The sequence below is a fragment of the Streptomyces sp. NPDC018610 genome, assembly GCF_044391765.1.
In the GTDB taxonomy this organism is placed as follows: domain Bacteria; phylum Actinomycetota; class Actinomycetes; order Streptomycetales; family Streptomycetaceae; genus Streptomyces.
The window spans coordinates 1,114,541-1,136,982 of sequence record NZ_JBISAL010000001.1; the positions used below are offsets into that span (position 1 = coordinate 1,114,541).

The window sequence follows — 22,442 nt, forward strand, 5'->3', positions numbered from 1 at the left end:
CCGGCATATGAGGCCAGACCCCGCTTGAGATGGCGAGGCTGAGGTTACGCGCCGCCCTCAGCCCTCAATCCGGTTACTGGATCGCCGTCCCCTGTTCCACGCGTCCAGGACTAGCCGGTAAGAGACGCTGATCCTGCTGCCCGTCCCGCTGTTGTTGAAGCCGCCGTTGGACGAGGTGCTCAGAATCTGAGAGCGCCACTTGGCAGCCGTACCGGTGCGCTCGAGCTTCTTCGCGAGCTCCACGTCATTGACGGCGTCGCCATGGCGGCCGATGAACATGCCGATGCCACCCAGAAGCATTCCATCCCAGGACTCAGCGGAGCGCCCCCACGCTTCCTCCGCGATGGTGAGCGTGCGATCAAGCACATCCGCTCCGTATCGGTCCGTGATTTGCAGCACGCCCGATACCGCACCGACACTGTTGGTGGAGGATGAACCCAGGCTCAAGTTGTGGGATGTGAGAACACGGTCCGTGTCGACGAACAGCGGCACCCCACCCGTGAGACCGACGTGGTACTCATCGATCGGACGCGGCTTGTGGGACTCACGGTTCTTGATCAGGAAGAGGATGGCCTCCTGCTCCTGCGTGAGTCCGTAGTGGATGTCCGCCCTAATGGTCTCGAGACCCGCCAGTTCGGAAGCGCGCTTGCGGTGCTGCCCATCGACAATGTAGCGAGAGCCGTCCTCGCGCTCAGAGACGATAATCGTCCCGATTGCCTCTCGCACCAGGTTGTTCGCGATCGTCTGGGCGCGACGCTCGTTCAACGTGCGCTGCGCCTTGGCATCGATGAGCAGGTCGGCGATCTTCACCTCCACACCGTGGTCAACTTCATGCTTGGGCAGGTCATAGGTGTACTTAGGCATGCCGACCCTCCAGATGCCGCTCAACGAGAGATTGACCGTGTGTCAGGCTGATGACAGACAGCGGTGGCGCAATTTAATCATCTCATCGCGCACATAGCAGCCAAATTTTTAGCGCTCACGCCCCCAATGAGCCAGGAACGGCACAACGGTGCGCACTTCATGCGACGGGATCTGACTGAGCAAATCGTTGACAAAGGTCATAAATCTCGCTACAACGTGCGCCTTTCGCGCCTTTCGTCCATCGCCCTGCCTCACGTAACCGGTGGACAGGAGACAGCCCTTTCCTATCTTTCCACGCCGCCACCAACACAGGACATTGCGTCATCTATCAGGCGGAAAGCGCAGATTTCACAGACGGCAGGATGCCTTTCAATGACCAGTCCACTCCTGTGTTCGCTCGCTCAGAGCAAGGCAGCAGGAACGCCTGACCAAGATGCCTGCCCATCACGAAAGAAGGGCCTAGTACTGCGAAGTCATGCCAGTCATTGGTTCTTGGGGCGAACTCAGCGTGGTACGTCCTTGAGGTGTGTAGACGCCTGGCACGGTCACTACCCAGTGCGGCACGCCTACGGCCGACTGGCGGTCGCCGCCTCGTTCTTGGCGAGGGGCGGCGACCGAACTGCCCACTCACATCGCCAGAAAGTGCCCGGTTACGAAATGGCCCAACGAGGCGGTGATCCGCAGATGTTCTCAGCCGCCGCCCAGCTGGCCCACTCGGTCGATGGAGGCCTGGAGGTCGGGGACGTTCGCCGAGCTGTTGTAGTCGGTGCCGCCGTTCCACCACTTGTACTTGTTGTCGCTGCGGGTGGACGCGTAGTCGTAGATGCAGGGGCGGACGCGGAAGTCGGCGTCGAGGAGGAAGACGATCGCCGCGCCGTGCGAGCCGCCGCTGGCGTGGACGTGGTAGCGCTGGTTGAGGACCGGTTCGACGTGGCCGGCCGCCGTGTTGACCCTGACCTGGTTGCGCCTGACCTGCTCCTCGATGTTGGCGTCACCGCTCTGGAAGCCGACGCCGTTGAGGTAGAGGATGTCACCGGTCATGGTCCAGGTGTCGCGCCGGTCGGCCCGGGTGCTCTGCCTGCGGGTGTCGGCCTCTTGTGCGGCGTTGGCCGCCTCCTGGGCCTGCGCGGTGCCCAGCTCCTCCCTGACCGCGGTCCAGACGGCGTGCATAGACGCCTGGAACTCCTCCTCCCACGCGGTCGCCAGCCTGTCGCCGCTCTTGATGCCGCACGAGTCCAGGAACCGGGTGTAGTCGTCGAAGAAGTCCGCTGAGCTGTTGTCCTGGAACCATGTCCTACCGGCCTCCTGAAGCCTGGGGCCTGCCGCGGGCATCCGCTGGACGGCGCCGCCTGCGGCCCTAGGGGCCGGACCGGCGGCCGGGCGACCAGGGGCGCGGCGCCGGACATCACCCGCTGCGCGTTGGCCTCGGCGGCGCGTTCGAAGCGGTCGGAGGGGTCGGAGACCTGGAGTCCGTCGCCGTTGTCCGTGCCGGAGACGGGGCCGGAGCGCTGCTGGATGACGTGGGTGAGCTCGTGGGCGAGGGTGTGCTTGTCGCCGCCGCCCTCGCCGAGGACGACGTGGTTGCCGCTGGTGTAGGCGCGGGCGCCGACCTCGGCGGCGGAGGCCTTCGCGGCGGCGTCCGCGTGGATGCGGACGTCGGAGAAGTCCGCGCCGAGACGGGACTCCATGTCGGTGCGGGTGGCGTCGTCCATCGGGCGTCCGGGCGTACGCAGCACGTCGTGCACGGCGGACCGCTGCACCGGCGGCGCCGGCCGCTGGTGACCGCAGTCGGCGCTGTGCCGGTGCTCCTCCCGCGCCCAGGAGTGGCCGGCCTGGTGGAGCAGCTGGACGACGGCCGTGTTCCCGGCCGCGGCCTGGAGGCCGGGCAGCCCGCGCAGCGGCGAGGACGGGGCGGGTGCGGTCGGCTTGCGCGCGGTGGTGCGGCCACGAGCCGCCTCCGCGCCCTTCGCGTTCTCGTGCTCGCGCAAGGAAGTCCCCCCTGGTACCGGCCTGCTCGTCTCCTCCTGCATACGCGACGGGGCACGGCGGGCGCCAGGTACGGACGGGCAACATGCGCCGACCTGAGTGCAATGTCGTCCTGGCGGTGGGCTGCGCCGTGGTCCGTCCCGGCGGGGCGGGCCGGGCCGCCGCCCTCCCCTGTGCGGCGGCGGCCCGAGGCGGCGACGCCTCGCCCGTTCAGCCGAACATGCCCGGCTGGTAGTCGCCCGCCGGCTGCTGGACGATCACGTTGACGCGGTTGTAGGCGTTGATGAGGGCGATCAGGGAGACCAGGGCGGCGAGCTGGTCCTCGTCGTAGTGCTTGGCGGCGTTCTCCCAGGCGTCGTCGCGGACGCCGCCCGCCGCGTCGGCGATGCGGGTGCCCTGCTCGACCAGTTCCAGGGCCGCGCGCTCGGCCTCGGTGAAGACCTTCGCCTCCCTCCAGGCGGCGACCAGGTGCAGGCGCTGGGCCGTCTCGCCGGCGGCCGTGGCGTCCTTGGTGTGCATGTCGGTGCAGAAGCCGCAGCCGTTGATCTGGCTGGCGCGGATCTTGACCAGTTCCTGCGTCGCGGCCGGGAGCGTCGAGTCGGAGACCGCCTTGCCCGCGGAGTTGATGTAGCGGAGGAACTTGGCGGCGACGGCGTTCTGGAAGAAGTTGATGCGGGGTTCCATCGTGGGCTCCTTGTTCGTCCTTGTGCGGCCGTTCGTTCACGCTCGGCCGTTCGTCCTTGTGCGGCCGTTCGTTCACGCTCGGCCGTTCCCGTGGTGGCACAGGTATGACGGAGCCCGCGTTCGATGTGTGACAGCACCCGCCGGGCACTTCGTGTGACCTGCGTCTCACCGGTGTGATCACGCGGGGACGGGTCCGGAGGGGTGGCCGTCGGGCGAGTCCTTGTGCGGGTTAGCCTCGCTTTGTTCGACTTCGGCTTCTGTTCGGTGTCCGTACACGGACGCACGTTCTGCGTTTCTGCGGGAGGCAAGTGATGGCGAAGGTTCCTACGGCAGTGGTCGCCGCGAGCGGGCTCGTCGGCGGGTACGGCGTGGCGCGCTGGACCAAGAAGCGGCAGCTGGGCGGGGCCGTACTGGCCGTCGCCGGGGCCGCGGCGGCGCAGCAGTGGCGGCGGCAGGCGGGCGGGAAGGCCGCGGGGGCGCTCACCGCCGCCTACGTCGCCGCGTTCGCCGGGTCCCACCCGCTGGCCAAGAAGGTGGGCGCCTGGCCGTCCGTGTTCGGGGTCGCCGGGGCCGTCGCCCTCGCCTCCTGGGCCGTCGCCGACCGGCGCGGCGTGTAACCCGCGAGGGTCCCGACGTAGGGGTGGCCGGCACGGACCGGCAGGGGCCCGGCCGGTGCGGACCGGCGCGTACCGGTGCGGACCGGCGCGTACCCGGGCAGGGGCCTGTGTACGGCCCCTGCCCGGGTACGCGCGTGACCCCTGAGGGGTCCTTCCGGTCCGGCGGGTACGACCTGTGTCAGGCCGCGCTCGACGACGGGGGCGTGACGTCGCGGGGGCCGCCCTTGGCCGCCGCCTTCGCCTTCTCCGTCACCGCCGTGAGCGGCTTGGCGATGTCCTCCAGGGAACGGCGTTCGGCGTTGACCGCGAGGAAGGCGGCCACCAGGCCCGCCGCGCACATCAGTCCGGCGCCGATCTGGAAGGCGAGGACCGTGTCGCCGACCTTGCCGGTGCCGGTGAGGTCGGCGAAGAGCACCGGGCCGCTGATGCCGCCGGCCGCGGTGCCGAGGGCGTAGAAGAAGGCGATGGACATCGCCCTGGTCTCCATCGGGAAGATCTCCGAGACGGTCAGGTACGCGCTGGAGGCGCCCGCCGAGGCGAAGAACAGCACCGCGCACCAGCACGCCGTCAGCGTGGTCGCGCTCAGCGAGCCGCGGCCGAACAGCCAGGCCGTGCCGAACAGCAGCAGGCCGGAGAGCAGATACGTCGAGGAGATCATCACCCGGCGGCCCACCGTGTCGAACAGCTTGCCGAGCAGCAGCGGGCCCAGGAAGTTGCCGACCGCGATGACGGCGAAGTAGTAGCCGGTGTGGTCGGAGGGGACGTGGAAGAACTTGGTCAGGATCGCGCCGAAGCCGAAGGTGATGGCGTTGTAGAGGAAGGCCTGGCCGATGAAGAGGGAGAAGCCGAGCACCGCGCGCTTGCGGTAGTCGGCGAAGATCGTGCGGCCGATCTCCAGGAAGGAGACGCTGCGGCGCTGGTGGATGGTGATCTCGCCGTGCGGCTCGGGCAGCGACTCGCCCCGCTCCCTTTCGACCTCGCGTTCGATGCCGGAGACCACCTCCTCGGCCTCGCGGTCCCTGCCGTGGATCAGCAGCCAGCGCGGGCTCTCCGGGACGTGCCGCCGCACCAGGAGGATCACCAGCGCGAGGACGGCGCCGAGCGCGAACGTCAGCCGCCAGCCCACGTTCGCGGCCAGGAAGTCGGTGTTCAGCGCGAGGATCGACAGCAGCGAACCGCCGACCGCGCCCACCCAGAAGCTGCCGTTGATGATCAGGTCGACCCGGCCGCGGTAGTTCGCGGGGATCAGCTCGTCGATGGCGGAGTTGATGGCCGCGTACTCGCCGCCGATGCCGAAACCGGTCAGGAAGCGGAAGAGGAAGAACCACCAGGCCTCGAAGGAGATCGCCGTCAGGGCCGTGGCGGCCAGGTACACCGCCAGGGTGATCATGAACAGCTTCTTGCGGCCGTAGCGGTCGGTCAGCCGGCCCCAGAACAGGGCGCCGACGCAGGCGCCCGCCACGTAGAGCGCGGCGGCGACGCCCGTGACCTGGCCGGAGCTGATCGACAGACCGCTGCCGGGCTCCGACAGCCGGCTGGCGATGTTGCCGACGACCGTGACCTCCAGGCCGTCGAGTATCCACACCGTGCCGAGACCGATGACGATCGTCCAGTGCCAGCGTGACCACGGGAGACGGTCGAGTCTGGCGGGGATGTCGGTGGTCACGGTACGGCCGCTATCGGCCTCAGCACTGGCCATGGGCTCCCTCCTCGTCGAGCAGAACGCCATGCGAGTGCCCCCGAAGCGGCTGGATCACGCCCTCGGGACGGCCGCCCCGGACAGGGCCTACGCCCCCAGCAGGCGCGACACCGTGTAGATCAGCAGGCCCGCCAGCGAGCCCACCACCGTGCCGTTGATCCGGATGAACTGCAGGTCACGGCCGATGTGGGCCTCGATCTTGCGGGTGGTGTGCTCGGCGTCCCAGCCCGCGACCGTGTCGGTGATCAGGGAGGTGATCTCCCGGCGGTACGTCGTCACCACGTACACCGCCGCGCCCTCCACCCAACGGTCGACCTTGCCCTGCGCCTTGGGATCCTCGGCCATCCGGTTGCCCAGGGACAGCAGCGAGGCCCGCACGCGCAGCCGCAGCTCGCTGCGCTCGTCCTCCGCCGCGGCGACGATCATGGACCGTACGGCGGTCCAGGCGGAGGCGATCAGGTCCTGCACCTCGCCGCGGCCCAGCACCTCGCCCTTGAGCCGCTCGACCCGCGCGCGGGTCTCGCTGTCGGACTGGAGGTCGGCGGCGAAGTCGGTCAGGAAGCGGTCGAGGGCCCCGCGCGCGGGGTGACCCGGCATGTCCCGCATCTCGGTGACGAAGCGCAGGAGCTCACGGTAGACGCGCTCGCCGACCTTCCGGTCGACGAACCTCGGGGTCCAGCCGGGCGCGCCGCCCTGCACCGCGTCCATCACGGAGTCGCCGTGCAGCACCAGCCAGTCGTGCGCCCGGGAGACGACCAGGTCGACGACGCGTCGGTGGCCGCCGTCGGCGACGATCCGCTCCAGCATCTTGCCGAGACCGGGCGCGATCTCCTGCACGGCCGCCCGGCGGGTGATCGCCTCCCCGACCACCGCCTGCACGTCGGAGTCGCGCAGCACCGTCAGCGCGCCGCGCAGCGCGGTGGCCAGCTCCGCCGTCACCCGGTCGGCGTGCTCCGGGTGCGCGAGCCAGGCGCCCAGCCGGCTGCCGATGCCGACCGCGCGCAGCCGCTGGCGCACCACGTCCTCGGAGAGGAAGTTCTCACCGACGAACTCGCCCAGCGAGACGCCGAGCTGGTCCTTCTTGGTCGGGATGATCGCGGTGTGCGGGATGGGCAGGCCGAGCGGGTGGCGGAAGAGGGCGGTGACGGCGAACCAGTCGGCCAGCGCGCCCACCATGCCCGCCTCGGCGGCCGCCGCGACATAACCCGCCCACGCGCCGGCGCCGCTGTGCTGCGCCGCCTTGGCGAGGACGTACACCACCGCCACGAACAGCAGCAGGCCGGTCGCGGTCAGCTTCATCCGGCGCACCCCGCGCCGGCGCTCCTCGTCGGCGGGGCTGAACACGGTCATCGCGCGGCGGGGGGCGGCGGCGTCCGCCGCACCCGGACCGGCGCCCTCGGCCGCACCGGCCCCGGAGTTCGCCCCGGAGGCCGGGTCGGTCCCGGAGGCCGTGCCGGTCCCGGCGAGGGGACCGAGTCCCGCGGCCGGTCCGGCTTCCCGGGCCGGGAGGTCCCGGTCGGTCCGGGCCCGTTCCGCCTCCCGGCCGGTCTGCGTCCTTCGTTCCATCCGCTCCACCCGTTCCGTGTTCCCGCACACGACCCGCGCACGTCCGCGCCCCATTGTCCCCTCCTGACCTACTCCCGGAACGGAACAGGAGTTCCCGGCATCACCCGAAAGAGGAGAAGAAGGGAGAGCGGGAGGAGAGCGGAAGGAAAGGGACGCGACGACGCGACGGGACGGGACGGGACGGATCGGAAGGTGAGCGGAGCGCAGAGGACGGAGCGCAGGGGACGGAGGACGGACGGCGCGGAGGACGGAAGCGAACGGATCTAGTGGCCGTGGTGACCGCGGCGCCCCCGGCGGCCCTCCCAGCGGTCCCGGCGCTCCTCCCAGCGCTCCAGCCGCTCCTCCAGGCGCTCCTCCCAGCGCTCCCGCTGGGCCTCCCGGCGCTCCCGGTGGTGGTCCCAGCGGTCCAGGTGCTGCTCCAGGCGCTCGCGGTGCTGATCCAGCAGGTCCTCGCGGCGCGCCTCGTGCAGCTGACGGCGCTCGGCCCGTCGCTCCAGCTTCTCCTGGCGGCGCGCCTCCTTCTGCCGGAGCCGCTCCGCGCGGGTGAGCTTGCGCTCGACGCCCACACCGCCCCAGAACGCGAAGCCCGTCACGATCACACGCGGGGCGCCCGGCTCTCCCGGCACGCCCTCCTCACGGTGGTCGAACCCGCCCATGACGCCGATGCCGCGCACGACGACCTCGACGCCGGGCGGCACGATCACCTGCACCCCGCCCATGATCGCCACGCAGTTGATCTCGACCTCGCGGTCGGCGAAGTTCGCCTCGCGCAGGTCGATCTCGCCGCCGCCCCAGAAGGCGAAGGCGTTGAACCGCTTCGGCACGGTCCAGGTGCCCTTGCGCTGGAAGCCGGCCATGACGGCGACCGCCCACGACGACGACCCCTCGCCGCCGGTGATCCGGCTCAGCCAACTCCCGTCCCGCACCGGCTCCTTGCGCAGCGACACCGACGGCATCACGGGGGCCGCCGCCGCACCCGCGTCCGGCAGGTCACTGGTGATCGGCTCCAGCTCGCCGTACGTGCGCGCGCTGTACGTCGCCTCCAGCCGCTCCTCGAACTCCGCCATGTCCAGGCGGCCTTCGGCGAGCGCGTCCCGCAGGATCTCGGCGACTCGTTCACGGTCGGCGTCGGAGGCGCGCAACTGCCCGGCCACAGGGCGGGAGTTCTGCGGCGCCAGCCGCTGGTGGTCGCTTCCCTCGGAGGGCACGGCGTCGGTCATGCACAGAAGCCTACGAGTTCACCGCACGGGAGGCTACGCGTGCGCGCCCTCGGCCGCGCCCCGCTCCGAACGGCCGTACATCCGGGCGATCACGGCCTCGATGTCCGGCTCCCGCACCGACAGGTCCACCAGCGGATACCGGTCCGCGATCCGCGCCACCAGCGGCGCCGCCGACTCGCCCGCCGGGAAGGCCAGCCACTGCCGCGGCCCCTCCACCCGCACCACGCGCGCCGACGGCACCTCGATCGGCGGCAGCTCCCGCTCCAGGTCCACCACCAGGGTCCGTTCGCTCTCCCCCGCCTCGTGCAGCCCGGCCAGCGGGCCGTCGTACATCAGGCGCCCGTGGTCGATGACCATCACCCGCGAGCACAACTGCTCGATGTCCTGCAGATCGTGCGTGGTGAGCAGCACCGTCGTGCCGCGCTCGGCGTTCAGGTCTCGCAGGAACTCCCGTACCTTCGCCTTGCTGATGACGTCCAGGCCGATGGTCGGCTCGTCGAGGTAGAGCACCTCCGGGTCGTGCAGCAGGGCCGCCGCGATGTCGCCGCGCATCCGCTGGCCCAGCGAGAGCTGCCGTACGGGTACGTCCAGGAGGTCGGCCAGATCGAGGAGATCGACGCAGCGGTCGAGGTTCTCGCGGTAACGGCCGTCGGGGATGCGGTACATGCGGTGCGTCAGCCGGTAGGAGTCGATCAGGGGAAGGTCCCACCACAGCGTCGTACGCTGCCCGAACACCACCCCGATGCGCTGGGCGAGCCGGGTCCGCTCGCGGGAGGGGTCGATGCCGGCGACGCGCAGCCGGCCGCCGCTCGGGGTGAGGATGCCGGTGAGCATCTTGATCGTCGTCGACTTGCCCGCGCCGTTGGGACCGATGTAGCCGACCATCTCGCCGCGCGCCACGGAGAACGAGATCGCGTCGACCGCCCGCACCCGCCGCCGCTCGCTCCTGAGGAACCCGGTCCTCTTGCGCACGTCGAAGACCTTCTCGACCCGGTCGAGTTCGATGAAGCCCCCGCCGGGGCCACCGCCCGAGCCCCTGCCGGGGCCACCCTCCGGGCCCTTTGCGGGTCCCAGTCCCGAACCGCCGCCCGAGCCCTCCACCGGCCCCTCCCCCGAGCCCGAGCCTTCCCCCGAGCCCGAGCCTTCCCCCGAGCCCGAGCCCGAGCCCAGGCCCTCCCCCGAGCCTTGGCCGTCGTCCCGGTCTCCGGCGGGTCCGTCGTCCGGGCCCCCGGTGAGGCCGTCCTCGTCCAGCGTCACGTCCCTCATCCCTTCAGCTCCCCGTACTCCGGTACGACCGCAGCCCCGCCCGCCAGGCGAGTCCCGCCAGCGCGCAGCACACCAACGCGACCAGGGGCGAGCAGAACGCCGTCCAGCCCGGCAGCCCCAGCGGATACGGCCGCCCGAGCACATACGCGGCGGGCAGCCAGTTGACGAAGGCCAGCGGCAGCACGTACGTCACCCCGCGCACCAGCTCCTTGGCGAACACGGTCGGCGGATACTGCAACAGCGTCGTCCCGCCGTACGTGAACGCGTTCTGCACCTCGGCGGCGTCCTGCGCGGCGAACTGGAACGCCGCCCCCGCCACGAACACCGCGCCGAAGATCCCGCCGCCGCTCACCATCATCACCGGCATCAGCAGCAGCTTGGGCAGCGTCCAGTGCAGGTCGAGGCCGGACAGCGCGTAGCCCGTCACCAGCACGCCCTGCACCAGCCGGCCCAGCCGCCGCAGCGCGAAACGGTCCGCGGCGACCTGCGCGAGCACCGGCGCCGGGCGGACCAGCAGCGTGTCCAGCGTGCCGTCGCGCACCCGCCGCCCCAGCCGGTCCATCGAGCCGATCGCGAGGTCGGCCAACCCGAAGGAGATCGCGGTCAGCCCGTACAGGAACGCCACCTCCCGCAGCGAGTAGCCGCCGAGCGCGTCCACCCGGGAGAACATCAGCAGGATCGCCACGAAGTCCAGCGCGCTCGCCGCGAAGTTGCCGAACGTGGTCATCAGGAAGGAGGCCCGGTAGGCCATCGTGGAGCGGATCCACATCCCGGCGATCAGCCGGTACGCCCGCAGCCCCTCCCGCAGCCGGCCGCGCCGCTCCACCCCGGTCAGCTCAGCCACCCTGCACCACCACCCGTCGCGTCGCCAGCGACTGCACCAGCCGCCCTGCCGCCAGCAGCGCCACCGCCCACGCCCCCTGGAAGACGTACGTGCCGAGCGGGTCCGCGTGCCCCAGCAGCACATCGGCGGGGGCCTGGAGCATCGACGACCACGGCAGCACCCGGACCACCTCGCCCAGCGCGCCCGGGAAGACGTTCAGCGGCAGCAGCATCCCCGAGCAGAAGAACCCGGCCAGCCACGCCATGTGTGTCACCCCCGTCCCGTCCAGCAGCCAGAACGCGCTCAGCGCCACCAGGTACCGGATCGCGAAGCTCACCAGCATGGCGAGCGGCAGGGTGCCGAGGAACGCCAGCCAGGTCACCGGGTCCGCGGGCAGCGTGGCGGGGAAGACCAGCGCCCCGAACAGGAACGGCACCACCCCGCGGCCCGCCAGCTGGAACAGGGCCCGGCCCAGATCGGCCGACAGCCACCACAGCTGGAGGTCGGCCGGCCGGTAGAGGTCGATGGCGATGTCACCCGTACGGATGCGTTCCATCAGTTCGTCCTCGACGCCGCCCCCGCCGATCGCGAGCGTCGACAGGAACGCCTGCCCCAGCCACACGAACGTCACGGCCTGGGACCGGTCGTAGCCGCCCAGATGCGGCCGTGCGTCCCACAGCGCGAGGTACGTGTACACGAGGATCAGGCCGAACACCGTGTTGGTGAACACCCCGGCGAGCGTGGCCGCACGATAGGTCGCGTACCGTCTGAATCCCCCCGCCGCGACGGCCGCGTACAACCGCCCAGCGCCCACGTCACGCCTCCAGAAGGTCCGCCGACACCGAAGCGCAGGAGCCTAGTGCGCACGGGACGTGACGTGCCACGCATTTTCCGGACCAAATCCCCGGGAACGGGAACGGAACGCCTGGTACGGGAGTCTTCATCCGGGGGCGCAGAAGGCGCATGAGGGCGTACGGCGACGTACGACGCGAAAACAGGAGTCCGTGCACGACATGAGCGACGAGCCGCAGCCGCAGGCCGGGGCGGAGCCCCGGGTCGAGGCGCAGCCGCAGCCGAGGCCGCAGTCCGAGCCGGAGGCTCGGGACCAGGGTGACGGCAAGGGCCGGGGACGTGACCGCCAGGGCGGGGACCAGGGCCAGGGCCGTGAGCGGGGTCGGACGGAGGGTCCGGCCGAGGGCGGGGCGAAGGCCACGCCACCGGCCGCAGCGCCGTCGTCGGCGTCGGCGTCGGCGTCCGGGGGGCGCGCCGGGGACCGGCCGGGGCCGGCCGCCGAGGGCGAGGGCCCGGCACGGCCGGAGGCCGAGCCCCAGGCCCGGAGCCAGGGCAGCGACCAGAGCCAGAGCCAGGACCGGCCGAAGACGCAGGGCCGGGGCCAGGGGCAGGGCCAGGGCCAGAATCGCGGCCAGCGTCGGGGCCAGAGCCAGGGTCAGGGCCAGGGCAAGGCGCAGTTGCCGCAGCGGAAGCCGCGGTCCGCGCCGGACGCCGACTCGGCGACCGGCGCGGCGACCGGCTCGGCGACCGGCGCGGCGACCGGCTCGGCGACCGGCTCGGACGCCTCGCACGGACCCGGTACCAGTGCCGGGACCGGAAGCATCACCTGGGGCCGGACCGGCCCCGGCGGCCGGGGCCCGGCCGGGCGCACGCCCGGTGACCCGGCGGCAGGCGCCGCAGCGGGCGCGACGGGCGCCGGCCCCTCGGCACGCCCCTCCAGCGGTTCCACGGCGGCGGGCGCGGCAGCCCTGGGCGCCGGTTCCGCCGCCCGCACCTCCGGCAGCCCGGAAGCGGGCGGCGAACTCGGCACGGGCGCCCGGTCGGCCGGGCGCGCCCCCCGCACCACCCCGACCGACGCCGCCGGAGCCACGACCGCGGCCGGCACGGCCGCCGGCGCCGCCACCGACAAGCCCACCACCCAGTTCCGCGCGGCCACCCCGCGATCCGCCGCGCCCGGCGGTGCCGGCGGTCCCGGCGGTCCCGCGACGGCCGCCCACCCCTCCGAGGGCTCCGGCGGCGACGGCGGCAAGAAGGCCAGGAAGGCCGCCAAGAAGGCCCGGCGCAAGCGGACCGGCTGGCGGCGGCTGCTGCCGACCTGGCGGATGCTGCTCGGCGGTGTCCTCACCGTCGCGCTGCTGGTCATCGGCGCGTTCTTCGTCGGCTACTCCCTGGTCAAGATCCCGCCCGCCAACGCGCTGGCCATGAAGCAGGCCAACGTCTACCTCTACGCGGACGGCACCGAGATCGCCCGCGACGGCGACATCAACCGGGAGAACGTCGACCTGTCCCTGGTGTCCAAGGACGCCCAGCACGCCGTACTGGCCGCCGAGGACCGCGACTTCTACACCGAGTCCGCCGTCGACCCCAAGGCGATGCTGCGGGCCGGCTGGAACACCGCCACCGGCAAGGGCAAGCAGTCCGGCTCCACGATCACCCAGCAGTACGTGAAGAACTACTACCTGGGCCAGGAGCAGACGGTCACCCGCAAGGTGAAGGAGTTCTTCATCTCGGTCAAGCTGGACCGCACCGAGTCCAAGGACGAGATCCTCGAGGGCTACCTCAACACCAGCTACTTCGGCCGCAACGCCTACGGCATCCAGGCCGCCGCGCAGGCGTACTACGGCGTCAAGGCCAAGGACCTCGACCCGGCCCGCGCCGCCTACCTCGCCGCGCTGGTCAACGCGCCCAGCGAGTACGACGTCGTCGCGCACCCGGAGAACAAGTCGGCGGCCCTCGCCCGCTGGAACTACGTCCTGGACGGCATGGTCAAGCAGGGCTGGCTCGGCGCCTCCGAGCGGGCCGGGATGAAGTTCCCGATGCCCAAGGACGCCACCGTGCCCACCAACATGTCCGGGCAGCGCGGCTACATCGTGCGCGCGGTGAAGGACTACCTCTCCCAGAACAAGATCCTCGCCGAGGACGAGCTCGCCACGGGCGGCTACCGCATCACGACCACCCTGCAGAAGGGCCGGCAGGACGCCTTCGTGAAGGCCGTCGACGACCAGCTCATGAGCAAGCTCGACAAGAAGAACCGCAAGGTCGACAACTACGTCCGCGCGGGCGGCGCCGCCGTCGACCCGAAGACCGGCGAACTCGTCGCCATGTACGGCGGCATCGACTACGTCAAGCAGTACACGAACAACGCGACCCGCCGGGACTTCCAGGTCGGCTCCACGTTCAAGCCGTTCGTCCTGACCTCCGCCGTCCAGAACGAGGCCCGGACGAGGGACGGCCGCACCATCACGCCCAACACGCTCTACGACGGCACCAACAAGCGTCCCGTGCAGGGCTGGGACGGCGGCTACTACGCCCCCGAGAACGAGGACCAGCACTCCTACGGCGACATCACCGTCCGCGAGGCCACCGACAAGTCGGTCAACGCGGTGTACGCGCAGATGGCCGTGGACGTCGGCTCCGACAAGGTCAAGGAGACCTCGGTCGACCTCGGCCTCCCGGCCTCCACGCCGGAGCTGGTCGGCAGCCCGTCCATCGCGCTCGGCGTGGCCCGGGCCAACGTCGTCGAGATGGCCGACGCGTACGCGACCCTCGCCAACCACGGCAAGCACGGCGTCTTCACGATGATCAAGAAGATCACCAAGAACGGCGCCAACGCCGTCCGGCTGCCGCAGGACACCGAGCGGCAGGCCGTCAGCCGCCAGGCCGCCGACACCACCACCGCGGTCCTGCACAGCGTCGTCGAGAACGGCACCGGCGCCCCGGCGCAGGCGATCGGCCGGCCCGCCGCGGCCAAGACCGGCACCGCCGAGGAGGACACCGCGGCATGGTTCGCGGGCTACACCCCGGACCTCGCCACCGTGGTCTCCGTGATGGGCCAGAACCCGGACACCGCCGCGCACGAGCCGCTCTACGGCGCGATGGGACTCGACCGCGTCAACGGCAGCGGGGCGCCCGGCAGCATCTGGGCGCAGTTCATGGGCGACGCCCTCAAGGGCACCGAGTCCAGTGACTTCGACCTCCAGCTCCAGCCCGGCGCCGACGAGAGCCAGGCGCCGCCCAGCGGCACCACGCGGACACCGGGGGCGGGCGACCAGAGCGGCAGCGCCTCCCCGAGCACGGGCGCGGACGGCCAGGACACGCAGGGGCAGGGCCAGGACGGAGGCCAGGGCCAGGGGCAGACCGCGGGCCAGGACGGCGGCACCCCGGGAACGGGCACCGGCACCCCCACCACGGGCGGCGCGGGCGGCACCCCGACCACCGGCGGCGCGAGCACCGGCGCGGGCGGCGGCACCCCGACCACGGGCGGCGGTGCGGCAGCGGGCGGCGGCACGGGCGACGCCGGAGGGGCCGGCGGCTCGGGCCCCGGCGGGGCCGGCGGAGCCGGCGGCACCCCCACCACGGGCGGCGCCGACGGAGGCGGCGGCGAGACGGGAGACGGCGCGTCGACGGCGGGCACCGGCCCAGGAGTCCTCTAGGGCCGCGACCGGAAACACAACGGGCCGCCCGGTCCGCTCGCCCCAGCGGCGCGCGGACCGGGCGGCCCCCGTCGTCCCCCGGCGTCAGTGACCCGAGGTCGCCTTCAGACCCACCACGGCCACCAGCAGCAGACACACGAAGAAGATCCGGGCGGCGGTCACCGGCTCGCCCAGCACCACCATGCCCAGCACCGCCGCACCGGCCGCCCCGATGCCCACCCACACGCCGTAGGCGGTGCCGATGGGCAGAGAACGGGCGGCATACGACAGCAGCAGCATGCTCGCGACGATCCCGGCGCCGGTGAGCACACTCGGCACCGGCCGGGTGAAGCCCTCGCTGTACTTCATCCCGATCGACCAGCCGACCTCCAGCAGACCGGCGACGACAAGCAGAACCCAAGCCACGACGGGCACCTCCGAGACAGAACGGCGACCGGCGGCGAACGTCGGTCGCCGCCGGACAACGGGTGCGTCGTCTTTTCCTTCATCCCGGTACGGCGCGTCTCGTCGGGCTCCCTGCCGAGGCTAGCAAAACCACGGCGAAGGGGCCGGTGACCCTCGTCACCGGCCCCTTCGGCAGCTCACTCGCCGCGCAGAACCGCCGGCGGCACGACCCCGTGCCACCGCTCAAGCCACTGCCGCTACAGATACAGCCCCGTGGAGTCCTCCGACCCCTCGAACCGGTCCGCGGCCACGGCGTGCAGGTCACGCTCGCGCATGAGCACGTACGCCGTGCCCCGCACCTCCACCTCGGCCCGGTCCTCCGGGTCGTACAGCACGCGGTCGCCCGCCTCCACGGTCCGCACGTTCTGCCCGACCGCCACGACCTCCGCCCAGGCCAGCCGGCGTCCCACCGCGGCCGTGGCCGGGATCAGGATGCCGCCGCCCGAACGCCGCTCGCCCTCGCTCGTGTCCTGCCGGACCAGCACCCGGTCGTGCAGCATCCGGATGGGCAGCTTGTCGTGGTCGGTGCTGTGCTCATTGCTCTTGGCGCTCACGCCTCGAACCTACCTGCCTTCAGCGCGTCCGTACCCGCTGGGTCAGCCCCGTCGCCTGCGACTGCTCAGGGTGAGCAGCCCGACCACCCCGACGGCGACCAGCGCCACCGGCACGATCCGCTCCAGCCGGGGCGCGCCCTCCGTGTCCACGAACTGCGCCCGCACATCGCTGACCACCCGGTTGACCTGCACATAGGCCCGTCCGAGGGTGTGGTCGATGTTGGAGGCGACCTTGGCCTTGGCGTCGCCGACGAGGGTCTTGGGGTGCACCCGCACGCCGATCTCGTCGAGCGTCTCGGCCAGTACCTCGCGGCGGCGCCTGATGTCCGCCTCGATCTCAGCCGGGGTTCTGGTGTCCGCCGTGTCCGCCACCGTACCGCCTCCGATGTCAACTGCTGCCTGTTCAGGACAGTCTGTCAGCTCTCGCCGCGACCGCACTGTCGGCACCCCCGGTTACCCTCGGACCGACACGGTATTGGCACGACGAGGAGACGAGCTTCGATGACCGAGCGACTGCAGCCCGGGGACGCGGCCCCCGCCTTCACCCTCCCCGACGCCGACGGCAACGAGGTGTCGCTGGCCGACCACAAGGGCCGCAAGGTCATCGTCTACTTCTATCCGGCCGCCCTCACCCCCGGCTGCACCAAGCAGGCCTGCGACTTCACCGACAACCTGGACCTGCTGGCCGGCGCCGGCTACGACGTCATCGGCATCTCCCCCGACAAGCCGGAGAAGCTCGCGAAGTTCCGCGAGACGGAGTCCCTGAAGGTCACCCTCCTCGCCGACCCCGACAAGAAGGTCCTGGAGGCCTACGGCGCCTTCGGCGAGAAGAAGCTCTACGGCAAGACGGTCACCGGCGTCATCCGCTCCACGGTCGTCGTCGACGAGGACGGCAAGGTCGAGCGAGCCCTCTACAACGTCAAGGCCACCGGCCACGTGGCCAAGATCATCAAGGATCTGGGCATCTAGCTCCCGCCCCTCGGCGAAAGCGGCCCGCACCGGACGACTCCGGTGCGGGCCGCTCCGCTTTCCGTGCGTGACTGTCCGATAACCGGGTCGTTACTCCGTACGGGCCATGAACACGTGGCCGGGAACCGAACGGAGGGGGCCTCATGGGGGCCAGTGCGTACACCAAGGAGCGGCTGGAGGAGGCGGCTCGGGGGGCGCGGACGTTGTCGGAGGCATTGGTGCGGTTGGGGGTGGATCCGAAGAGTTCTACGCGGCGCTATGTGTGGGAGCGAATGAAGAAGCTCGGCATCGACGCCTCGCACTTCGAGCGGGAGGGGGTGAAGTGGACCGCGGAAGTTCTGGAACAGGCAGTGGCGGCCTCCACGAACATGTGCGAGGTGCTGCGGCATCTCGGACTCGAGGTGGTCGGCGGGCATCACACCCACATCAGCCGCAAGATCAAGGCATACGGAATCGACGTTTCCCACTTCCATGTGCCAGCGCAGCACCGCAGTTCCCGAAGCCGCCGGACGTCGGAGGGCTTGCTCGTCATTCAGTCCGCTCCCCAAGCCCGGCGCATCCAGAGCAGTCGCCTCAAGCGGGCAATGGTGCAGTGCGGGGTAGAGGAGCAGTGCGCCCTGTGCGGAATCGAGTCGGTTTGGCTTGGGGAACCGCTGCCTCTTGAGGTCGATCACGTCAACGGTGATTGGCGAGACAACCGGATCGAGAACCTTCGCCTGCTCTGCCCCAACTGCCACTCCACAACCGACAGCTATCGGGGACGCGGCAAGAAGCATGCCCGAGGTGGAGCCCGATGAGCAGCGGCGTGCAGTATCCACGCGAGCGGCTGGCAGAAGCAGCCGCACGGTGCTCTGACATCGACCAAGTCATCGCCTTCTTCGGCACTCGGCCATACGGCCATCTCCGTGGATACCTGATGAAGCGATTCGCTCACTTCGGTATCGACGTCTCTCATTTCCGCCCCTGCGGCAGGCTCCCGCGGCCCGGGTCCGAGGAATTGAGCGCGGCAGTAGCCAAGTCTGCTTCCCTCGCGGAGGTACTTCGCCGCCTGGGTCGTCCGGACAACGGCAGGCAGCGTGCCGCACTTCGAAGGTGGCTCGCGGAGGAGGGGCTTTCGACCGCCCATTTCCTGGGGCAGGCCCACCGGCGAGGAAAAGCGTCCCCTAGCAGTAAGCCTCCCGAGGATGTTCTGGTCCACGGAGACGGCAAACGGCGAACCAAGACCTCACGACTGCGCCGTGCGCTGTGTGAGGTCAGAGTCCCCGAGCGGTGCGCCACGTGCGGCGTTGGCCCTGAGTGGCATGGTCGGCCTATGACGCTGGAGGTGGATCACATCAACGGAGACTGGTGCGACAACCGGCGCGAGAACCTGCGGTTGCTCTGCCCCAACTGTCATGCGATCACTGTCACCTGGTGTCGCGGAGGTAGGCGGCGAAGGGCGGGCAGCGCCCAGTAGAGTAGGCGACGCTGCGGGCCCGTACCCCAGCTGGCAAGAGGGCGCCGGTTTAGGTCCGGTGTGTCGTGGGTTCGAGTCCCACCGGGCCCATAGGGAAAGCAGGCCCCACACCTTCGTTTCGTAGGTGTGGGGCACTTGCTTAGGTTCAGCCCAGCAGCTCCCGTACCACCGGGATCAGCGCGCGGAAGGCCTTGCCGCGGTGGCTGATGGCGTTCTTCTCGGCGGGGGTCAGTTCGGCGCAGGTGCGCGTCTCTCCGTCGGGCTGGAGGATCGGGTCGTAGCCGAAGCCGCCGGTGCCGGCGGGCTCGAAGCGCAGGGTGCCCGGCATGCGGCCCTCGACGACGCGTTCCGTGCCGTCCGGGAGGGCGAGCGCGGCGGCGCAGGCGAAGTGGGCGGCGCGGTGTTCGGCGGCGATGTCGGAGAGCTGGGCCAGGAGGAGGTCGAGGTTGGCCTTGTCGTCGCCGTGGCGGCCCGCCCAGCGGGCGGAGAAGATGCCGGGGGCGCCGCCGAGGACGTCGACGCAGAGGCCGGAGTCGTCGGCGACGGCCGGGAGGCCGGTGGCCTTGGCCAGGGCGTGGGCCTTGAGCAGGGCGTTCTCGGCGAAGGTGACGCCGGTCTCCTTGACGTCGGGGATCTCGGGGTAGGCGTCGGTGCCGACGAGTTCGTGGGGCAGGCCGGCGTCGGTGAGGATCGCCCTGAGTTCGGTGATCTTTCCGGCGTTGCGGGTGGCGAGGATCAGGCGGGTCATGGTCACCAGTATCGGCCAGTGACGGCGCCTGTCCGGGCCGGCCGGTGTCAGGGGGTGCAGACCTTGGTCAGTTCGCCGGCGGCGTCGGTGACGGGGCTGACGTCGGGCGTGTCGTCGCCGTTCCTGATGGCGGTGCGGACGTTGTCGACGGCTTTGCCGAGGTCGTCGACGGCCTTGTTGACGTCGGCGTCGTCGGTCTTGTCGCCGATCTTCTTCAGGTTGTTCTCGATCGACCGGAGTGCCTGGTCGGTCTGTGTGGGGTCGTCGGCGGCGTTCTGCACCGCCTGTTGGAGGTCGGTGACGCCGTCGGCGATGGAGTCGGCGGCCTGGACGCAGTCCAGGGCCTTGTTCATCGCGTCGCAGCCGGTCAGCGCGGAGAGTGTGAGTGCGACGGCGGCCGTGGTGGCGGCTATGGCGGTGGTGCGGCCCGGGCGTCGGTGGCGGCTGGCGGCCATGGCGTGGGTTCCCTCCCCGTTGTCGTGGCCGGGCGCACGGCGGTGTGCCGTGCGCCCGTATCCGTGAGGACGCGGTAAGGGTGGGCGCAGTTGCCCCCGGCGAGTGCCGTTCTTGATGTGTCCTTTACTTTTCGAGCGCGGCGCGCTGGATGGCGGCGAGGTCGGTGCAGCCGGCGACGGCGAGGTCGAGCAGGGCGTTCAGTTCGTCGCGGGCGAAGGGCTCGGCCTCGGCGGTGCCCTGGACCTCGACGAAGCGGCCGTCGCCGGTGCAGACGACGTTCATGTCGGTGTCGGCGCGGACGTCCTCCTCGTAGCAGAGGTCGAGGAGGGGGGCGCCGGCGACGATGCCGACGGAGACGGCGCTGACGGTGCCGGTGAGGGGCTGGCGGCCGGCCTTGACGATCTTCTTGCCCTGGGCCCAGGTGATGGCGTCGGCGAGGGCGACGTAGGCGCCGGTGATGGCGGCGGTGCGGGTGCCGCCGTCGGCCTGGAGGACGTCGCAGTCGAGGACGACGGTGTTCTCGCCGAGGGCCTTGTAGTCGACGACGGAGCGCAGGGAGCGGCCGATGAGGCGGCTGATCTCGTGGGTGCGGCCGCCGATGCGGCCGCGTACGGACTCGCGGTCGCCGCGGGTGTTGGTGGCGCGGGGCAGCATGGCGTACTCGGCGGTGACCCATCCCTCGCCGCTGCCCTTGCGCCAGCGCGGGACGCCTTCGGTGACGGAGGCGGTGCAGAGGACCTTGGTGTCGCCGAAGGAGACGAGGACGGAGCCCTCGGCGTGCTTGCTCCAGCCGCGTTCGATGGTGACCGGGCGGAGTTGTTCGGGGGTGCGGCCGTCGATTCGAGACATGGCGCCGAGCCTAGTCCCCCCTGCGGAAGGGGCTCCTCCCGCGGTGGGAAGAGCCCCTTCCGGGTGAACCGCGGGGCGCGGTTCACGGGTTTCACATCATGTCTTCGATCTCGGCCGCGATGGGGTCGGCGTCGGTGCCGATGACGACCTGGATGGCGCTGCCCATCTTGACGACGCCGTGGGCGCCGGCGGCCTTGAGGGCGGCCTCGTCGACCAGCGAGGGGTCGTTGACCTCGGTGCGAAGGCGGGTGATGCAGCCCTCGATCTCGTCGATGTTCTCGATGCCGCCGAGCCCGGCGACGATCTTCTCAGCCTTGGTGGCCATGTTCCTTCTCCCTGATCCGAACCGCTTGGTCGCAGTAACCCACAGTTGGCCCATCTTCGCGAGCGGTCGTGCCGTGGGTGGCCAATGATGGCGTTCACGACAGCGGTACCGTCCCGCCGACTGGTCTACACCACCGTCCGGGCGGTGGCCAAACGCGGTGCGGGGAGGACGTTCATGAGTGCCGGCGGCGCCGAGATCGGGACCTCTGCCCTGCGTGCGCGCTGGAACGCGTTGTTCCAGGGGCTGCAGAAGATGGGGCGCAGTCTGCAGCTGCCGATCGCGGTGCTTCCGGCGGCGGGGATCCTGAACCGGCTGGGGCAGCCGGACGTGTTCGGGAAGGACGGTCTGGGCTGGATCGACGTGTCGAAGGTGATGGCGGGGGCGGGCGGCGCGCTGCTCGACGGACAGCTGGGGCTGCCGCTGCTGTTCTGCGTGGGTGTGGCCATCGGGATGGCGAAGAAGGCGGACGGTTCGACGGCGCTGGCGGCGGTGGCGGGGTTCCTCGTCTATTACAACGTGCTGCACCAGTTCCCGATCGCCTGTCCGGCGGGGGCGAGGGTGGTGGCGACGGGGTGCCAGGCGGCCGACGGGACGGCGACGCCGTTCACGTACCAGAATCCGGGGGTGTTCGGCGGAATCGTGATGGGGCTGCTGGCGGCCTTCTTCTGGCGGCGGTTCCACCGCACGAGGCTGGTGGACTGGCTCGGCTTCTTCAACGGGCGGCGGCTGGTGCCGATCATCATGGCGTTCGTGGCGATCCTGTTCGCGGCGCTGTGTCTGTGGGTGTGGCCGCCGATCGGGCACGGGCTGGAGAGTTTCAGCGACTGGCTGAGCGACGCGGGGGCGTGGGGTGCGGGGATCTTCGGGCTGGCGAACCGGGCGCTGCTGGTGATCGGGCTGCACCAGTTCCTGAACGTGCCCATCTGGTTCCAGTTCGGCAGTTACACCAAGCCGGACGGGACGGTGGTGCACGGTGACATCAACATGTTCCTGGCGGGCGATCCGGACGCGGGGCAGTTCACCTCGGGTTTCTTCCCGATCATGATGTTCGCGCTGCCGGCCGCGGCGCTGGCGATCACGCACACGGCGCGGCCGGAGCGGCGCAAGGAGGTGGGCGGGCTGATGCTGTCGGTGGCGCTCACGTCGTTCGTCACGGGGATCACCGAGCCGCTGGAGTACTCGTTCCTGTTCGTCGCCCCGGTGCTGTACGCGGTGCACGCGGTGCTGACGGGGGTGTCGATGGCGGTGACGTGGGCGCTGGGGGTGCACGACGGGTTCAGCTTCTCGGCGGGGCTGATCGACTATGTGATCAACTGGAACCTGGCGACGCGTCCGTGGGGCATCGTCCCGATCGGGTTGTGCTTCGCCGTGGTGTACTACGTGGTCTTCCGGTTCGCGATCGCGCGGTTCGATCTGCGGACTCCGGGGCGGGAGCCGCTGGACGAGGTCGAGGACACCACGAAGCCCTGAG

General features: G+C 70.9%; 22 protein-coding genes, 1 tRNA gene, 1 pseudogene and 1 riboswitch. Of the genes and pseudogenes, 7 read left to right on the forward strand and 17 right to left on the reverse strand.

Annotation, left to right across the window (positions count from 1 at the left end; translation table 11 throughout):
• Positions 1-57 precede the first annotated feature (57 nt).
• The 4 genes and pseudogenes from ACH5A8_RS04905 to ACH5A8_RS04920 form a co-directional block, all read right to left on the reverse strand.
• A complete protein-coding gene (locus tag ACH5A8_RS04905; RefSeq protein ID WP_396318814.1) occupies positions 58-864 on the reverse strand; it encodes a DUF6551 family protein in 807 nt (268 codons plus the stop codon).
• Positions 865-1,554: 690 nt separating this feature from the next.
• Complete coding sequence (locus ACH5A8_RS04910) at positions 1,555-2,196, reverse strand: hypothetical protein (protein ID WP_398998290.1); 642 nt, start codon at positions 2,194-2,196, stop codon at positions 1,555-1,557.
• A gap of 227 nt (positions 2,197-2,423) precedes the next feature.
• Positions 2,424-2,894: pseudogene (locus tag ACH5A8_RS04915) on the reverse strand (DUF4157 domain-containing protein); the annotation flags it as partial.
• A gap of 166 nt (positions 2,895-3,060) precedes the next feature.
• Positions 3,061-3,534, reverse strand: coding sequence for a carboxymuconolactone decarboxylase family protein (locus tag ACH5A8_RS04920; RefSeq protein ID WP_398997966.1), 474 nt, complete (start codon positions 3,532-3,534; stop codon positions 3,061-3,063).
• A 311-nt stretch (positions 3,535-3,845) separates the two neighbouring features.
• On the opposite strand from ACH5A8_RS04920, the gene ACH5A8_RS04925 reads away from it, so the two are divergent.
• Entirely contained in the window at positions 3,846-4,151 is a 306-nt protein-coding gene (locus tag ACH5A8_RS04925; RefSeq protein WP_398997968.1) for a hypothetical protein, read from the forward strand.
• Positions 4,152-4,329: 178 nt separating this feature from the next.
• Here ACH5A8_RS04925 and ACH5A8_RS04930 read toward each other — a convergent pair whose 3' ends face one another.
• The 6 genes from ACH5A8_RS04930 to ACH5A8_RS04955 form a co-directional block, all read right to left on the reverse strand.
• A complete protein-coding gene (locus tag ACH5A8_RS04930; RefSeq protein ID WP_398997970.1) occupies positions 4,330-5,850 on the reverse strand; it encodes an MFS transporter in 1,521 nt (506 codons plus the stop codon).
• Positions 5,851-5,937: 87 nt separating this feature from the next.
• Complete coding sequence (locus tag ACH5A8_RS04935) at positions 5,938-7,200, reverse strand: DUF445 domain-containing protein (RefSeq protein ID WP_398998276.1); 1,263 nt, start codon at positions 7,198-7,200, stop codon at positions 5,938-5,940.
• 479 nt (positions 7,201-7,679) lie between these two features.
• Positions 7,680-8,636, reverse strand: coding sequence for a DUF1707 domain-containing protein (locus ACH5A8_RS04940; protein ID WP_398997972.1), 957 nt, complete (start codon positions 8,634-8,636; stop codon positions 7,680-7,682).
• A gap of 33 nt (positions 8,637-8,669) precedes the next feature.
• Positions 8,670-9,902: an ATP-binding cassette domain-containing protein gene (locus ACH5A8_RS04945; protein WP_398997974.1), complete on the reverse strand. Its 1,233-nt coding sequence runs from the start codon at positions 9,900-9,902 to the stop codon at positions 8,670-8,672.
• A gap of 4 nt (positions 9,903-9,906) precedes the next feature.
• Positions 9,907-10,698 carry an ABC transporter permease gene (locus ACH5A8_RS04950; RefSeq protein WP_398998278.1) on the reverse strand — a complete coding sequence of 264 codons (792 nt, stop codon included), beginning with the start codon at positions 10,696-10,698 and terminating at the stop codon, positions 9,907-9,909.
• A gap of 40 nt (positions 10,699-10,738) precedes the next feature.
• The gene (locus ACH5A8_RS04955; RefSeq protein ID WP_398997976.1) at positions 10,739-11,539 is read right to left on the reverse strand and encodes an ABC transporter permease; all 801 of its coding nucleotides are present in this window, start codon (positions 11,537-11,539) and stop codon (positions 10,739-10,741) included.
• 1,300 nt (positions 11,540-12,839) lie between these two features.
• On the opposite strand from ACH5A8_RS04955, the gene ACH5A8_RS04960 reads away from it, so the two are divergent.
• Positions 12,840-15,170 (forward strand): transglycosylase domain-containing protein, encoded by a 2,331-nt coding sequence (locus tag ACH5A8_RS04960; protein ID WP_398998280.1) that lies wholly within the window; start codon positions 12,840-12,842, stop codon positions 15,168-15,170.
• A gap of 84 nt (positions 15,171-15,254) precedes the next feature.
• On the opposite strand, the gene ACH5A8_RS04965 is transcribed toward ACH5A8_RS04960, so the two are convergent.
• The 3 genes from ACH5A8_RS04965 to ACH5A8_RS04975 form a co-directional block, all read right to left on the reverse strand.
• Complete coding sequence (locus tag ACH5A8_RS04965; RefSeq protein WP_360972607.1) at positions 15,255-15,575, reverse strand: multidrug efflux SMR transporter; 321 nt, start codon at positions 15,573-15,575, stop codon at positions 15,255-15,257.
• Between the two features lie 61 nt (positions 15,576-15,636).
• Positions 15,637-15,708, reverse strand: a riboswitch (guanidine-III (ykkC-III) riboswitch).
• A 103-nt stretch (positions 15,709-15,811) separates the two neighbouring features.
• The gene (locus tag ACH5A8_RS04970; protein WP_398997979.1) at positions 15,812-16,168 is read right to left on the reverse strand and encodes a GroES family chaperonin; all 357 of its coding nucleotides are present in this window, start codon (positions 16,166-16,168) and stop codon (positions 15,812-15,814) included.
• A 42-nt stretch (positions 16,169-16,210) separates the two neighbouring features.
• A complete protein-coding gene (locus tag ACH5A8_RS04975; protein ID WP_398997981.1) occupies positions 16,211-16,540 on the reverse strand; it encodes a DUF3618 domain-containing protein in 330 nt (109 codons plus the stop codon).
• Positions 16,541-16,669: 129 nt separating this feature from the next.
• Here ACH5A8_RS04975 and bcp point away from each other — a divergent pair, with 129 nt between their 5' ends.
• From bcp to ACH5A8_RS04995, 4 genes are all read left to right on the forward strand, one after another.
• Entirely contained in the window at positions 16,670-17,137 is a 468-nt protein-coding gene (gene bcp / locus ACH5A8_RS04980) for a thioredoxin-dependent thiol peroxidase (RefSeq protein ID WP_398997983.1), read from the forward strand.
• Between the two features lie 143 nt (positions 17,138-17,280).
• Entirely contained in the window at positions 17,281-17,934 is a 654-nt protein-coding gene (locus tag ACH5A8_RS04985; protein ID WP_398997984.1) for an HNH endonuclease, read from the forward strand.
• On the forward strand, positions 17,931-18,593 hold the full coding sequence (locus ACH5A8_RS04990) for an HNH endonuclease (RefSeq protein ID WP_398997986.1): 663 nt from the start codon (positions 17,931-17,933) through the stop codon (positions 18,591-18,593). Before ACH5A8_RS04985 ends, ACH5A8_RS04990 begins: the two co-directional genes overlap by 4 nt.
• 15 nt (positions 18,594-18,608) lie before the next feature.
• A tRNA-Leu gene (locus tag ACH5A8_RS04995) sits at positions 18,609-18,683 on the forward strand.
• A 55-nt stretch (positions 18,684-18,738) separates the two neighbouring features.
• Here ACH5A8_RS04995 and rdgB read toward each other — a convergent pair.
• The 4 genes from rdgB to ACH5A8_RS05015 form a co-directional block, all read right to left on the reverse strand.
• Complete coding sequence (gene rdgB / locus ACH5A8_RS05000; protein ID WP_398997988.1) at positions 18,739-19,341, reverse strand: RdgB/HAM1 family non-canonical purine NTP pyrophosphatase; 603 nt, start codon at positions 19,339-19,341, stop codon at positions 18,739-18,741.
• Positions 19,342-19,388: 47 nt separating this feature from the next.
• Positions 19,389-19,796, reverse strand: coding sequence for a hypothetical protein (locus tag ACH5A8_RS05005; protein WP_398997990.1), 408 nt, complete (start codon positions 19,794-19,796; stop codon positions 19,389-19,391).
• Between the two features lie 124 nt (positions 19,797-19,920).
• A complete protein-coding gene (gene rph / locus ACH5A8_RS05010) occupies positions 19,921-20,646 on the reverse strand; it encodes a ribonuclease PH (protein ID WP_398997992.1) in 726 nt (241 codons plus the stop codon).
• Between the two features lie 91 nt (positions 20,647-20,737).
• Entirely contained in the window at positions 20,738-20,971 is a 234-nt protein-coding gene (locus ACH5A8_RS05015; RefSeq protein WP_019980609.1) for a glucose PTS transporter subunit EIIB, read from the reverse strand.
• 174 nt (positions 20,972-21,145) lie between these two features.
• On the opposite strand from ACH5A8_RS05015, the gene ACH5A8_RS05020 reads away from it, so the two are divergent.
• Complete coding sequence (locus ACH5A8_RS05020; protein WP_398997995.1) at positions 21,146-22,441, forward strand: PTS transporter subunit EIIC; 1,296 nt, start codon at positions 21,146-21,148, stop codon at positions 22,439-22,441.
• Position 22,442 lies beyond the last annotated feature (1 nt).

Excerpts from the sequence above, each read along its gene's own strand:
- ACH5A8_RS04905 (WP_396318814.1), bottom strand. The coding sequence starts at position 864 with ATGCCTAAGTACACCTATGACCTGCCCAAGCATGAAGTTGACCACGGT.
- ACH5A8_RS04910 (WP_398998290.1), bottom strand. The coding sequence starts at position 2,196 with ATGCCCGCGGCAGGCCCCAGGCTTCAGGAGGCCGGTAGGACATGGTTC.
- ACH5A8_RS04920 (WP_398997966.1), bottom strand. The coding sequence starts at position 3,534 with ATGGAACCCCGCATCAACTTCTTCCAGAACGCCGTCGCCGCCAAGTTC.
- ACH5A8_RS04925 (WP_398997968.1), top strand. The coding sequence starts at position 3,846 with ATGGCGAAGGTTCCTACGGCAGTGGTCGCCGCGAGCGGGCTCGTCGGC.
- ACH5A8_RS04930 (WP_398997970.1), bottom strand. The coding sequence starts at position 5,850 with ATGGCCAGTGCTGAGGCCGATAGCGGCCGTACCGTGACCACCGACATC.
- ACH5A8_RS04935 (WP_398998276.1), bottom strand. The coding sequence starts at position 7,200 with ATGACCGTGTTCAGCCCCGCCGACGAGGAGCGCCGGCGCGGGGTGCGC.
- ACH5A8_RS04940 (WP_398997972.1), bottom strand. The coding sequence starts at position 8,636 with ATGACCGACGCCGTGCCCTCCGAGGGAAGCGACCACCAGCGGCTGGCG.
- ACH5A8_RS04945 (WP_398997974.1), bottom strand. The coding sequence starts at position 9,902 with ATGAGGGACGTGACGCTGGACGAGGACGGCCTCACCGGGGGCCCGGAC.
- ACH5A8_RS04960 (WP_398998280.1), top strand. The coding sequence starts at position 12,840 with ATGCTGCTCGGCGGTGTCCTCACCGTCGCGCTGCTGGTCATCGGCGCG.
- bcp (WP_398997983.1), top strand. The coding sequence starts at position 16,670 with ATGACCGAGCGACTGCAGCCCGGGGACGCGGCCCCCGCCTTCACCCTC.
- ACH5A8_RS04985 (WP_398997984.1), top strand. The coding sequence starts at position 17,281 with ATGGGGGCCAGTGCGTACACCAAGGAGCGGCTGGAGGAGGCGGCTCGG.
- ACH5A8_RS04990 (WP_398997986.1), top strand. The coding sequence starts at position 17,931 with ATGAGCAGCGGCGTGCAGTATCCACGCGAGCGGCTGGCAGAAGCAGCC.
- rdgB (WP_398997988.1), bottom strand. The coding sequence starts at position 19,341 with ATGACCCGCCTGATCCTCGCCACCCGCAACGCCGGAAAGATCACCGAA.
- ACH5A8_RS05005 (WP_398997990.1), bottom strand. The coding sequence starts at position 19,796 with ATGGCCGCCAGCCGCCACCGACGCCCGGGCCGCACCACCGCCATAGCC.
- rph (WP_398997992.1), bottom strand. The coding sequence starts at position 20,646 with ATGTCTCGAATCGACGGCCGCACCCCCGAACAACTCCGCCCGGTCACC.
- ACH5A8_RS05015 (WP_019980609.1), bottom strand. The coding sequence starts at position 20,971 with ATGGCCACCAAGGCTGAGAAGATCGTCGCCGGGCTCGGCGGCATCGAG.
- ACH5A8_RS05020 (WP_398997995.1), top strand. The coding sequence starts at position 21,146 with ATGAGTGCCGGCGGCGCCGAGATCGGGACCTCTGCCCTGCGTGCGCGC.